Consider the following 12,447-nt stretch of genomic DNA (forward strand, 5'->3'; position numbering starts at 1 on the left):
GCCCGAGGGCGGCGGGCCCGGCCCGACGTGAGGAGCAACGCCATGGATATCATCTTTCGAAACGTGCGCATCGATGATGCGCAACCCTTGCTGGACGTGGCCGTGCACAACGGCAAGATCGCCGAAATCGCCCCGACGATTGCCGCCCGTGCTGCGCAGGAAGTCGAGGGCAAAGGCAACGTGCTGATACCGGGGTTCGTCGAAGGCCACCTGCACCTGGAAAAGGCCAACGTCATGCAGCGCAAGGCCAATCGCTCCGGCACCCTGAAGGAAGCGATCGCGGTCACCGCCGCGCTCAAGCCGACACTGACCCGCGAAGACATCCTCGAGCGCTCGACCCAGGTACTGCGTGCACTCGTGCAGGCGGGCAGCAGCCATGTCCGCGCCCATGCCGAGTTCGACCCTGTACAGGGTTTTACGGGGCTCGACGTGGTGCTGGAGCTGCGCGAAAGGTTCCGCGATGTCATCGACATCCAGGTGGTCGCGTTCCCCCAGGAAGGCATCCTGAAACTGCCGGGCATGCAGGCCATGATGGTCGAGGCCATGGAGAAAGGCGCCGATGTCGTCGGCGGTATTCCCTACAACGACGATTCACCTTTCGACCACATCGATTTCGTCTTCGAGCTGGCCAAACGCTACGGCAAGGACATCGACTTCCACCAGGACTTCGCCGATGACGCCGAGCAGATGACCATCGAGTATGTGGCCCGGCGCACCATCGCCGAGGGCTATCACGGCCGCGTCTGCGTCGGCCACCTGACCAGCCTGGCCGCGGTCGAGCCCGAGCGCCAGGCGCGCATCATCGAACTGCTGCGCGAAGCCGACATCAGTGTGATGTGCCTGCCAGCCACCGACCTGCACCTGGGTGCCCGTGGCGACAGCCATAACGTACGGCGCGCACTGACCCCGGTGCGGGCGTTGCGCGATGGTGGCGTGAACGTCTGCCTGGCCACCAACAACATTCGCAATGCGTTCACCCCGTATGGCACGGGCGACTTGCTGCACATCGCGCAACTCGCCATCCCGGCCTGCCACCTGGGCGGCGCCGATGACCAGGCCACGGTGCTGCCGATGCTCACGACCCGCCCGGCACGGGCCTTGGGGTTGCGCAACTATGGCCTGGAAGTGGGCAAGGACGCTGACCTGGTGCTGGTGGACACGCAGGCGGTCAGCGATGTGATTCTCGATCTGCCGGCACGGCTGATGGTGCTCAAGCGTGGCAAGGTGGTGGCGACTGCGGAGCATCGGCGTTCTGTGGTTTTCTGAGTCCTGCGCCGTTACTGCTGCTGGCGCGTGGCACAGACCACGATCTCGCGAATGCATACCGATTGCGGCTGGCCATAGGCGAAGTCGATCACTTCAGCGATGTTGTCGGCGGTCAGCACGCCGCCCATGCCTTGCTTCCAGTCGTTGTAGCCCGCCTTGATGGCCTCATCGCTGGTGTGGCTGAGCAGTTCGGTCTCCACCGCGCCCGGCTCGATGGTGATCACCCGCACATTGCTCGGCGACAGTTCTTCGCGCAGGTTCTCGGACAGCCCGCTGACGGCGAACTTGGTACCGACGTAGGCGACGTGGTTGGGGAACGTCTTGCGCCCGGCCACGGAGCTGACGTTGATGATGGTGCCGTGCTTGCGCTCGACCATGCCGGCAGCCACGGCATGGATGCCGTTGAGCAGGCCACGCACATTGATGTCGAGCATGCGGTCCCATTCGCCAGGGTCCTGGGTAGCGATGCTGCCCAGCAGCATTACGCCGGCGTTGTTGATGATCGCATCCACCGGGCCGAAGCGCTGCTCGGCCTGGGCTACCGCGGCCAGTACCGCCGCTCGGTCGCTGACGTCTACCGACAGTGCCAGGCTGTTCGGCAGCTGCAGTTGCAGCATCGGCTCCAGGCGGCGCGCCAGCAGCAACAATGCGTGGCCACGGCGCGACAGCAGCCTGGCGGTGGCCAGGCCAATGCCGGAGCTGGCGCCAGTGATCACGACCAGGGGTTTATGGGTAGTCATCGCGAGACTCCTGCTATTTAAAGTGCCTATGGATAAGTGCTTGGGAATAAACCGTAAGGCCAGTATAGGCAGGCGCTGAAACCACGAAAAATGGGATATTCTTGTGGCTGCCATCGGCAGAACTTATGGGTAACCCGTGGATTATCGTCAGCTTCGCGCGTTCATCGCCGTGTTTGAAGAACGCAACATCACCGCCGCCGCGCGCGCCATTCACCTCAGCCAGCCAGCACTTTCGGGCAGCATCAAGGCACTGGAGGATGCGCTGGGCACCACGCTGTTCGTGCGTAAGCCCAGGGGCGTTGAGGTGACCGAGGATGCGCGTGCGCTCTACCCCGAAGCCCAGCGCATGGTTGCCGAGGCAAGCAGGCTGCTGACCCGCTTTCGCAGCGACCGCGTCCGCGCGGCGTTGCAGATCGGTGTGGAGCAGGATGTCAGCTCGGCGGTAGTGAAAAAGGTGGTGCAGGCTGCGGCGGCGATCACCCCTGCCGTACGCCTGCAGTTGGCGACCGGCTGCATGGGGGCGGCGCGGCTGGCCAGCGAGGACCTGCGTTGCGAGGACGAACTGTTTCTGCCTTTGCACAGTGACCTTTACGTACTCGCACGGCCAGTTGCCGAGCAGGGTCCGGACACGGCGCCAACGCACTGGATCACTTGCCCGGCCCATCCCAGCCATCAGCGGCTGCTGCCGTTTTACGGGGTGGCCGGCAATGCCCCGGTGGCAGAGGCCGATACCTTCACCCTGGCTCTGGAACTGGTCGCAGCCGGGCTGGGCACGGCCATCGTCCCCGAATCACTGGCCGCCGAACACCGCGGTGTGCACGTCGAAGCATTGCCACAGCTGGACCTGCGGCGACGCATCGGCTTGTGTTATTCCGCCCAGGCGCTGGCGCTCGAAGGTGTTGTCCAACTGCGTGACGCGCTCGATTTGGCGGCGAGCTGAAAAGGCCTGCGGAATTTGACAGCCCCCGCCAGGCAAACTACTGAATAAGTTCCTGAAATCGCAATGTGAGGAACATGAACATGGAGCGTACCCTGGCTTCCCTGCTGATCGCGAGTGGCCTGCTGGCGGCCGGGCAGTCCCTCGCAGGCGGAAAGGACCTGGCGCCAGGGCCAGTCGTCAACGACGGGCCGCTGCTCTGGCACAACGAAAGCCTGACGTACCTCTGGGGCAAGAACTACAAGGTCGACCCGCCCATCCAGCAAACCTTCACCTTCGAGAGTGCCAGCAACTGGACGTGGGGCGACATCTGGTTCTTCGTCGACCAGATCAACTACAACGGCAAGGACAGCGCCAACAACGGCAAGAGCAGCTATTACGGCGAGTTCAGCCCGCGCCTGTCGCTGGGCAAGATCACCGGCAGCGACCTGTCGTTCGGCCCGATCAAGGATGTGCTGATCGCCAGCACCTACGAGTTCGGCGAGGGTGATGTCGAGGCTTACCTGCTTGGCCCGGCCGTCGACCTGGCCATCCCCGGCTTCGATTACTTCCAGCTGAACGTCTACTACCGCAAGCCCGACGGCAATCGCGTGCCCTCCGGCGCGTGGCAGGTGACGCCGGCCTGGGCCATCACGATCCCCGTCGGCAACTCGGACATCCTGTTTGACGGCTTCATGGACTGGGTCGTCAACAACAAGGATGCCAGCGCCAGCCACCGCAACCAGTCGGACTACCACGCCAACCTGCACTTCAACCCGCAGCTCAAGTACGACCTTGGCAAGGCCATGGGCTACGAGGCCAAGCACCTGTACGTGGGCCTGGAATATGACTACTGGTCGGACAAATACGGCATCAGGGACTCGAAAGGCTTCACCACCGATCAGAACACCGCAAGCGCCCTGGTCAAATATCACTTCTGAGGTTGCCCAACGGCAGTGAATGTCAGGCAGTGGGGCCCGACACCGCATTGACGCCTTCCAGCGTCGCAAAGGAAATGTCTTTTGCAGTGAGCAGGAAGTCACTCATGTACGGCACTGCGAGCATGTCGCTGCGCACCGCCGCGAACAGCGTCGCCTGCAGGCCCGTCTCGCCCAGGCGCCGGGCAATCACATAGCCGCGCGCGGTGTACAGCAAGAGGCAGGCACTCATCGCTCAGCGCACCTTCAGCAGGTGGTCCAGGGACAGCCTGCCCGCTCCCCGCGCGATCAACAGCAGCAGCAAACCCGCCCAGGTCAGGTGCGTGGGCCATGCATCGGGGTAGACGAACACTTCGATTACCGTGGTCATGCCCAGCAGCGCCAGCGCCGACAGCCGTGTCATCAGGCCAAGCACCAGCAGCAGCGAGAACAGGTGTTCGGCGTAGGTGGCCAGGTGCGCCGCCAGCCAGGGGGACAGCAGCGGCAGCGCGTACTCGGTGCGAAACAGCTCGTAGGTCCCCGGTGTGATGGTCAGCCAGCCTTCGACCTTGGTTCGCCCGGAAAGGAAGAACACCGCGGCAATACCGAACCGGGCAACCAGGCACAAGACGGTATCGCCAAGGTGCTGTTGCACGGTGTCGGCAAGCCGGTTCCAGGTGTGCCGCAGGTTGCTGGCCAATGGCGTGGAGTGAACGCGGTCCATGGTGGTGTCCTCAAGCAAAGCTGAGCGGGCAGAAGACCTGTGCGCCAAGCAACCGGCCGAGCAGGTCGGTGAAGTCCAGGTCCGGTTGGGTGAGCTGCGCAAACTGTGAGGCCTTTTCAAGGGGCTGCCGGGCTGCGCAGGCTTGCAGGAACGCACAACCGCCCTTCTCCAGTGGTTGATGGCAAACGCCCTCGGGGCTGCCTACGAACAGCACGCCCTCGCCGGCCCAAGGGTGATCGTCCGCCCAGTCCAGTTGCTCGCGGCCGCAGCGCCAGAGGCTGTAGGCCGGATGTTGCTCGCACCAGTGCCAGCGAGCGTTGCCACGGGGGCGCAAGACACTGCGCGCAAGGTCGCCGGCAGTCATGCCCGCCAGCCCGGCAAGGTTGAGGCAAGGTTCATCGAGCGCGCTGAATGCCTCGTTCCAGCAGGCATCCAGCCGGGCGACTTCGGCCAGGTAGGGCAAGCCGTGTTGCGCCTGCAACTGCTCAAGGTAGTCTGCAAAGGCTGCGCCGTAGTGAATCAGCCGGGTATCGCCAGGCGGCGCTTGCCGCGCATAGTCCGCTGCAGCCGCTTCCATCCATTGGCGCCCGACCAGGGTCAGGATGCTGGGGAAATTGGCGCACAGCGCCTCCACGCAACCGGCCATCACCGTATTGCGGTACACCGCGAACGCCGCCTGCTCGGTGAGCGCCGCCAGACCGGGCGCCGGGCGCCCCTGCAACGCTGCGACGAAGGCGTCCTGGTACTGGCTCAAGGTAAGTTTCATGGCTGCACTCCCGGACCGCTCAGGGTCGACTGGGCCATGGCGCGTTCGCCAAGCAGCTCGGTGAACGGCGGAACATTGCCATCACGCTCGACCAGCGTGGGGCGCGGGCCGACCCGTGCGATCAGGCGCCGGTAAAGCGCCCAGACCGGCTCGGCGACACGCGCATCATGGGAGTCGATCAACAAGCCGGCCTGCGCGTCCTGGCTGTACCCCGCCAGGTGGATTTCGCTGATGGCCTGCGCCGGAAAACGGTCCAGGTAGTCGGTGGCACTGAAGCCCAGGTTGTGTGCACTGACGTACACGTTGTTGACGTCCAGCAGCAAGCCGCAACCGGTGCGCCGGGTCAGCTCCGCAAGGAAATCGATCTCATCCCAGTCGTGCCCGTCCAACTGCAGGTAATGGCTGGGGTTCTCGATCGAGATACGCCGCCCAAGCGCGTCCTGGCTGCGCTGGATGTTGCTGACGATGCGGGCCAGGGCCTCGCTGCTACGCGGGAACGGCAGCAGGTCGGGATGATAGTCGCCGCGCCAGGTCGACCAGGCCAGGTGCTCGGACACCAGCACCGGCCGGACCTGGTCGATCAGCGTGCGTAACCGTTGCAGGTGCAGCGGATCAGGGTCGGCATCGGCCGCCAGCGACAGCGCCACACCGTGCAGCGACAGCGGATGGCGCTCGGCGATGCGCCTCAACCAGGCAAGGCGTGGGCCGCCGACCATGTAGTTCTCTGGGTGAACCTCGAACCAGAGCCCCTCGGCGCTGCACGCAAGGGCCTGGGCGTAGTGCTCGGCCTTGAGCCCGATCCCGGCGCCCAACGCTACATTGCCGTTCATGGTCGGCCTCCTCTGCTCAGGCCTTGACCGGAGTCAGCGAGCCCATGCCCGCTGGAGTCTTGATCGAAGTGCAGGTGCCTGCCGGGACGTTTTTCCAGTGCATGCCGTCGTAGTCTTTCTTGGCAGAACCTGCGCAGGTGGTGCCGGCGCCTGCCTTGCAGTCGTTCTTGCCGGCCATGGCGACGCCATAGCATTTTTCCATGGCGGCGGCGCTGCCGGCCGGCTGGGTGGGGGTGGCCGCCAGGGCGGCACTTGCCAGCGAAGCGAGGGCCAGGGCGGCGGTGGCGAGGGCTAAGGTTTTCATGCTGAAGTCTCCAGGGTGTGTGGCCGTGGCACGTTTACCGGCGGCTCATGGAGTAGTTCGTGGCATGCCCGGATTGGGTTACAGCCCTGGAAAAATTTTTCGCTCAACCGGCCGCGGCGACCTAAGGTTTCAATCCAGGGGGTCGCCAACGGCGGGCTCACAGAAAATGCACCCACGGTGTAACCCAGGCGGCCCATGCAGCGAACTAACTCACAGGCAATGCTCGATGCACGCGAAGCCCAGCTGCAAGCCTTGCTGCTGGCAGGCCTGGCGGGTGATGCGCAGGCCTACCGGGCATTCCTTGCGGCCCTGGCGCTGCATATCCGGGCGTTTCTGCGCCGGCGCCTGGCCCGGCGCCCTGCCGAGGTCGAAGACCTGTTGCAAGAGGTGCTGCTGGCGGTGCACAACGCGCGGCATACTTACCAGGTGCAACAGCCGTTGACGGCGTGGGTGCAGGCCATTGCCCGCTACAAGCTGGTCGACTACCTGCGCAGCAGGGCTCGCCTGGAGGCGCACAGTGCGCCCCTGGATGACGACGCGGAACTGTTCGCCAGCAGCGATGCCGAGCCGGCGGAAGCCAGCCGGGACCTGGCCAGGCTGCTTGAACAGCTGCCAGCGCGCCAGCGGCTGCCGATCGTTCATGTCAAGCTGCAGGGGCTGTCGGTGGAAGAAACCGCCCAACTGACCGGGCTTTCCAGCTCTGCGGTCAAGGTGGGCATACATCGCGGCCTGAAGGCGCTGGCCAGGCTGATTGGAGGCAAGCATGAAGACCGATGACCTGATCAGCCTGCTGGTCGCAGGTGAAGGCCCGGTGCAGCGCATTGTGCCGAGCAGGCACCTGGGGCTGGCCGTGGTGCTTGGACTGCTGGCGGCAGTGCTGATGACTGCGGCCCTTTACGGTGTGCGCAGCGACCTTGCCGAGGTGGCGCGCACGCCGCTGTTCTGGGCCAAGGTTGCCTTGCCCGGCAGCCTGGCGGCGCTCGGGCTGTGGCTGACCAGCCGGCTGGCCAGGCCGGGCGTACGCGGTGGCATGGCCTGGGGGCTGCTTGGCCTGCCCTTGCTGCTGCTGTGGCTGGGTGCCGCGCTGAGCCTTGCCGGCGCCCCCCTCGATGCGCGCGCCGACCTTCTGTTCGGCCGCACCTGGCGCACCTGTGCGCTGAACATTGCCTTGCTGTCGCTGCCGGGGTTGGTCAGCGTGTTCTGGGCCCTGCGCGGCCTGGCACCAACCCGTTTGCGCCAGGCCGGTGCCGCAGGCGGCCTGCTGGCCGGGTCGACGGCCACCTTGGCCTACTGCCTGCACTGCCCGGAGATGGGGGTGCCGTTCTGGGGCCTGTGGTACGTCCTCGGCATGCTGCTGCCAACCGCGCTGGGCGCGTGGCTGGGCCCGCGCCTGCTGCGCTGGTAAGCCCTGCCCGCACGAAGCCACTGGGTATGCCTCAGGTGCGCCGCAACCAGCCGATGAACTGGGCGAACAGCTCTGATTGCGAGTTGATTTCCAGCTTCAGGTAGAGATTCTTGCGGTGCATCCGTACCGTCTCTGGCGAGATGCCCAACTCATGGGCCGTGGACTTCACCGAATGCCCCTGCAACACCATCTGCGCCACTTCCCGCTCGCGCTCGGTCAGCACCCCGCAACCAAAACTGTCGAACGCGGCCTGCACGCTCTCCTTGGCCTGCGGCTGCGGCTCCAGCCCATGCCGGGCAGAACGCATCAGCAGCTCGCGCACCATCGGCTCGACCGCCTGCAACAGGTGCAGTTGTGCCACCCCCAGGCGCGCACCGCTGCAGCCTTGGAACAGGCTCAGGGAAATCTTGCTGTCATTGCCCAGGTCGACGATGAAGTAGCTGTCCTCGCTGCAGCCGGTGCCCAGGTAATAGGTCTTGTAATAGTCGCTGTCGAAGAAGTTGTCCGGGGCGATGTCTTCCAGGTGGTAGAAGCCCTGCGCCAGGCCCTTTTCCACCGCCAGGCAGAACGGGTCGAGCAGGTAGCCCGCGGCGAAATAGCGCTCCAGCACCGCCTCGTGGTAACGGTCCGGGATGCCCTGCTGATACAGCAATTGCGGCGGCTGGCCCTTGCGTTCGAGGCTGATCAGCATCGATTCGGCGCCCACCAGCTGGCTGATGGCGGCTGCCAACCAGGCCAAGGCGTCCGGGCCCTCGCTGTGGGCGAAGGCCTGTTGCAGGGCGCTGTGCCATTGCTGCAGGGCATGAAACGGCAAGTTTATTGTGGTGTTTTCGTGTGCTCGGCTCATGCCCCGCAGTCTACCGGCCGGGGCATGCACGTGCATCTTTGGCTGAAGGTCGATCATTGGCCGTGATACAGGCCCTGCTCGGTCAGTTCCTGCGCCGCCTCGAGAATACAGCTGCGCAGGGTATCGACGATCTCATCCACCTGGGCATGGGTGATGATCAGCGGCGGCGACATCACGTTCAGGTGCATGATCGGGCGAACCAGCAGCCCCTTGGCCTGGGCCCGCACATGGATGCGCTCACCAATGTTCACGGCGTCCGGGAACAGCGCCTTGGTCTGTTTGTTGGCGACGAACTCGACACAGGCCATCAGCTTCATGCAGCGCACCTGCCCTACCAGCGGCAGCTCGGCCAAAGTCTGCAGGCGCTGCTCCAGGTAGCTGCCGACATCATTGACATGGGCCAGCAGGTTTTCCCGCTCGATGATCTCGATGTTCTTCAGCGCCGCCACGCAGCACACCGGGTGCCCACTGTAGGTGAACCCATGGGTGAAGCAGCGGCCCTTGCCAGGTTCGGCGATCACCTTCCAGATGCGCTCGGAGAAGATGCACGCGCCCAGTGGCAGGTACGCCGAGGTCAGGCCCTTGGCGGTGGTGATGATGTCCGGGGTGACGCCGAACAGTGCTTCGGAGGCGAAGAAGGTGCCCAGCCGGCCGAACGAGGTGACCACTTCGTCGGCAACGAAGAGGATGTCGTAGGTCTGGCACACCTGCCACATGCGCTGGAAGTAGCCCTTGGGCGGAATGATCACCCCGCCCGAGCCCATGATCGGCTCGGCGAAGAAAGCTGCAACGTTGTCTGCGCCCAGGGAGAGGATCTTGTCCTCGAACTCGGCCACCAGGAAGTCGAGGAACTCGGCCTCGTCCATGTCGTCCGCCGCCCGGTAGTAGTTGGGGTTGGAGACGTGGTGGATCAGCTCGTGGGCGTAGTCGAACTCCGGCACCCGGTCGGCGGCCTTGTTGCCGATCGACATGGTCAGGCAGGTGGAGCCGTGGTAGGCGTTGTAGCGGGCGATCACATGCTTCTTGTGCGGCTTGCCGCGGCAGTTCTGGTAGTACTGGATCAGCCGGTAGGCGGTGTCCACGGCGGTGGAGCCGCCGGTGGTGAGGAACACGTGGTCGAGGTCACCGGGCGCCAGGCTGGCGAGCTTCTGGCACAGCTCGATGGCTTTGGGGTTGGCCATGTCCGAGAACGGGTTGGAATAGGCCAGCTGGCGCACCTGGTCGGCGATGGCCAGGGCCATTTCCTCGCGGCCCAGGCCGATATTGGTGCACCACATGCCTCCGACAGCGTCGAGGAAGCGGTTGCCCTGGGTATCGTGGATGTAAGCGCCGTCACCGGCCTGGATGTTCAGCGCGCCCTGCTCGGCGTGCTCGTCGAACATGTGGTAGCCGTGCATGTAGTGGGCTTTGTCGGCTTTCACCAGCTGGTCGTTGATCGGGGTGGCGGCCAATGGGCGAGTCGGGGTAGCCATAAGCAATTCCTTGTCGGATCGGTACGGTGAGAGGTGTCAGATGCCGGTCTTGACCGTGCTCCAGACCCGGGTGATGGCGCGCATGGCCTGCGGGTCCTGGGATTTCTGGGTGAACAGGCGTTCGCGGGTCTGCTCGTCGGGGTAGATCGCCGGGTCGTTGCGGATATCGGCCTGCACCAGGGGCGTGGCGGCCGCGTTGCTGTTGGCGTAGTGGATGTAGTTGGTCACTTCGGCCATGGTCTTGGGCTGCAGCAGGTATTCGATGAAGCGGTGGGCATTGGCCACATGGGGAGCGTCATTGGGCAGGTAGAGGCTGTCGAACCAGATCAGCGAGCCTTCCTTGGGAATGAAGAACGCCAGGTTGATGTCTTTCTTCGCCTCCACCGCGCGGGCCTGGGCGGTGGCGTAGTCGCCGGACCAGGTCAGGGCCATGCACACGTCGCCGTTGGGCAGGCTGGTGAGGTAGTTCACCGAGTCGAACTTCTTGATGTAGGGGCGGATGCCCATGAGCACGTCCTGGGCGGCCTTGAGATCGGCCGGCTTGGCGCTCTGCGGGTCTTTGCCGAGGTACTTGAGGGCCAGCGGGATGACTTCGCTGGGCGCGTCCATCACGGTCACGCCGCAGTCGGCGAAGCGCGAAACGATCTTCGGGTCGAACAGCATGGCCAGCGAGCCGATCGGCGCGTCGGGCATGCGCTGTTTGATCTTGTCGACGTTGTAGGTGATGCCGGAGCTGCCCCAGGTGTAGGGCGCCGAGTAGCGCATGCCGGGGTCGAAGGCTTGCAGGCTCTGTACCACCTGCGGGTCGAGGTTGGCCCAGCTGGGCAGTTTGGACTTGTCCAGCGGTTGGAACACCCCAGCCTTGATCAGCGGTGGCACCAGTGAGCCATTGAGCATCACCAGGTCATAGCCGGAGCGGCCGGTGAGGAGTTTGGTCTGCACCGTCTCGTAGCCGTCGAAGGTGTCGTAGATCACCTTGATGCCGGTCTGTTTCTCGAAATCGGCGAGGGTGTTTTCGCCGATGTAGTCGGTCCAGTTGTACAACCTGAGCGTGTTGCTGGTATCCGCCTCGGTGGCCAAGGCCGCAGTGGCGGTACAGCACAGCAACAGACTGGAAATCACTTTCAATGCCTTGCGCATAGCAACTCCATCGTGTGATCAGGATGAAGCCTACTATCGAGGGATTGAAAGCCTGGGACCATACCCCGAATGGGTGTGTCATCGCGGTGCTGTGTCATGCCAACAAGGCTGGCGCCGCATCTCTCGCAGACATGACTGGCCCGAAACAAACTGTAGGAGCGGATTCATCCGCGATGCGCCGCGCGGGCGGCGCTCGATCTCGTAGGCGCTGAAAAAACATTGCCGAACACCTGGCGGCCTTCATCCAAAGGCTACCAGGTGCCTGACGCAAGCCCTTCAGCGTTATCAAGACCGAGCGCCGCCCGCGCGGCGCATCGCGGATGAATCCGCTCCTACATTTGTTGCAACGTGGCCATGCCTGCGAGGCCATGGTTGTCAGCCTTGTTGGCATGCCTTGGCATTGCGGGGGTGTCAGCGTGCCAGTGGGTACAGCGCCTCGTCGAACTGGTCCAGGCGGGGGAAGCTCAGCGGCAGGTCATCCGACAGGTGCTGCAGGCGTTGCTGGTAACTTTGCAGAAACGCCTGGCGCGCTTCATCGCTGATGTACGGCACATGCCACGCCACGAACGGCTCCAGCACCTCGAAGCCGACATAAGCCAAGGTGCCGCGTAAAATCGGCCGCAGCATGTCTTCCAGCGGCCCGTGGATCGCTCCCTCGCCGAACATGTGCTCACGCCCGCCAAGGGTCACGGTCACCAGCGCGCGCTTGCCGGCCAGGCCGCCCTGGTCGTAGAAACGCTTGCCGCCGTAGCACACCCCGGACACCAGCACCCGGTCGATCCAGCCCTTGAGCATCGCCGGCGCCGAGAACCAGAAGATCGGGAAGTTCAGCACCAGCAGGTCGGCCCACAGCAGCTTGTCCAGCTCTTGCTGGATGTCCGCTGCGATGGAACCACTCTTCACCCCCAGGCGCTGCTCCAGCGCGTACACCAGGTACTCCGGGTTTTCCCGGTGACTGAAGTCGTCGGCACTGGCTACCGGGTTCCAGCCCATGGCGTACAGGTCGCTGACCTGCACCTCATGGCCCTGGGCACGGAAGGTCTCTGCCGCCTGGTCACGCAGTGCGGCGGTGAAGGATTGAGGCTCGGGATGAGCGTGAACGATCAATACTTTCATGGGC

Annotated in this window: 14 protein-coding genes and 1 pseudogene; 5 read left to right on the forward strand and 10 right to left on the reverse strand. The window is 64.3% G+C overall.

The window, feature by feature from the left end; genetic code table 11:
• Positions 1–42 precede the first annotated feature (42 nt).
• The gene (locus BUQ73_RS14550) at positions 43–1,266 is read left to right on the forward strand and encodes an amidohydrolase family protein (RefSeq protein WP_079228557.1); all 1,224 of its coding nucleotides are present in this window, start codon (positions 43–45) and stop codon (positions 1,264–1,266) included.
• An 11-nt stretch (positions 1,267–1,277) separates the two neighbouring features.
• Here the strand turns inward: BUQ73_RS14550 and BUQ73_RS14555 are convergent, their stop codons facing one another.
• Complete coding sequence (locus tag BUQ73_RS14555; protein WP_079228558.1) at positions 1,278–2,006, reverse strand: SDR family oxidoreductase; 729 nt, start codon at positions 2,004–2,006, stop codon at positions 1,278–1,280.
• Positions 2,007–2,142: 136 nt separating this feature from the next.
• Between BUQ73_RS14555 and BUQ73_RS14560 the strand changes: the two genes are divergently transcribed.
• Together BUQ73_RS14560 and BUQ73_RS14565 are read left to right on the forward strand one after the other, a co-directional pair.
• Positions 2,143–2,946 (forward strand): LysR family transcriptional regulator, encoded by an 804-nt coding sequence (locus tag BUQ73_RS14560; protein WP_079228559.1) that lies wholly within the window; start codon positions 2,143–2,145, stop codon positions 2,944–2,946.
• 80 nt (positions 2,947–3,026) lie between these two features.
• Positions 3,027–3,863, forward strand: coding sequence for an outer membrane protein OmpK (locus BUQ73_RS14565; RefSeq protein ID WP_079228560.1), 837 nt, complete (start codon positions 3,027–3,029; stop codon positions 3,861–3,863).
• Between the two features lie 22 nt (positions 3,864–3,885).
• Here the strand turns inward: BUQ73_RS14565 and BUQ73_RS14570 are convergent.
• From BUQ73_RS14570 to BUQ73_RS14590, 5 genes and pseudogenes are all read right to left on the reverse strand, one after another.
• Positions 3,886–4,071 (reverse strand): annotated as a pseudogene (locus BUQ73_RS14570) (LysR family transcriptional regulator); the annotation flags it as partial.
• Between the two features lie 24 nt (positions 4,072–4,095).
• On the reverse strand, positions 4,096–4,563 hold the full coding sequence (locus tag BUQ73_RS14575) for a DoxX family protein (protein ID WP_079228561.1): 468 nt from the start codon (positions 4,561–4,563) through the stop codon (positions 4,096–4,098).
• A 10-nt stretch (positions 4,564–4,573) separates the two neighbouring features.
• Positions 4,574–5,329: a DNA-binding domain-containing protein gene (locus BUQ73_RS14580; protein ID WP_079228562.1), complete on the reverse strand. Its 756-nt coding sequence runs from the start codon at positions 5,327–5,329 to the stop codon at positions 4,574–4,576.
• Entirely contained in the window at positions 5,326–6,159 is an 834-nt protein-coding gene (locus BUQ73_RS14585) for a DUF692 domain-containing protein (RefSeq protein WP_079228563.1), read from the reverse strand. The genes BUQ73_RS14580 and BUQ73_RS14585 overlap by 4 nt, the downstream gene beginning before the upstream one ends.
• Positions 6,160–6,175: 16 nt before the next feature.
• Complete coding sequence (locus tag BUQ73_RS14590; RefSeq protein ID WP_079228564.1) at positions 6,176–6,463, reverse strand: DUF2282 domain-containing protein; 288 nt, start codon at positions 6,461–6,463, stop codon at positions 6,176–6,178.
• A gap of 195 nt (positions 6,464–6,658) precedes the next feature.
• On the opposite strand from BUQ73_RS14590, the gene BUQ73_RS14595 reads away from it, so the two are divergent.
• Together BUQ73_RS14595 and BUQ73_RS14600 are read left to right on the forward strand one after the other, a co-directional pair.
• Positions 6,659–7,240, forward strand: coding sequence for a sigma-70 family RNA polymerase sigma factor (locus tag BUQ73_RS14595; protein ID WP_079228565.1), 582 nt, complete (start codon positions 6,659–6,661; stop codon positions 7,238–7,240).
• Entirely contained in the window at positions 7,227–7,868 is a 642-nt protein-coding gene (locus tag BUQ73_RS14600) for a DUF1109 domain-containing protein (protein WP_079228566.1), read from the forward strand. The genes BUQ73_RS14595 and BUQ73_RS14600 overlap by 14 nt, the downstream gene beginning before the upstream one ends.
• A gap of 31 nt (positions 7,869–7,899) precedes the next feature.
• Here BUQ73_RS14600 and BUQ73_RS14605 read toward each other — a convergent pair whose 3' ends face one another.
• The 4 genes from BUQ73_RS14605 to BUQ73_RS14620 form a co-directional block, all read right to left on the reverse strand.
• Positions 7,900–8,715: a helix-turn-helix transcriptional regulator gene (locus BUQ73_RS14605; protein ID WP_152031556.1), complete on the reverse strand. Its 816-nt coding sequence runs from the start codon at positions 8,713–8,715 to the stop codon at positions 7,900–7,902.
• Between the two features lie 53 nt (positions 8,716–8,768).
• Positions 8,769–10,187: an aminotransferase gene (locus tag BUQ73_RS14610; RefSeq protein WP_079228568.1), complete on the reverse strand. Its 1,419-nt coding sequence runs from the start codon at positions 10,185–10,187 to the stop codon at positions 8,769–8,771.
• Between the two features lie 36 nt (positions 10,188–10,223).
• Positions 10,224–11,327 carry a polyamine ABC transporter substrate-binding protein gene (locus BUQ73_RS14615; protein ID WP_079228569.1) on the reverse strand — a complete coding sequence of 368 codons (1,104 nt, stop codon included), beginning with the start codon at positions 11,325–11,327 and terminating at the stop codon, positions 10,224–10,226.
• Between the two features lie 411 nt (positions 11,328–11,738).
• A complete protein-coding gene (locus tag BUQ73_RS14620; protein WP_079228570.1) occupies positions 11,739–12,443 on the reverse strand; it encodes an NAD(P)H-dependent oxidoreductase in 705 nt (234 codons plus the stop codon).
• Between the last annotated feature and the right edge of the window lie 4 nt (positions 12,444–12,447).

It is taken from the genome of Pseudomonas putida, from assembly GCF_002025705.1.
Lineage (GTDB): Bacteria > Pseudomonadota > Gammaproteobacteria > Pseudomonadales > Pseudomonadaceae > Aquipseudomonas > Aquipseudomonas putida_J.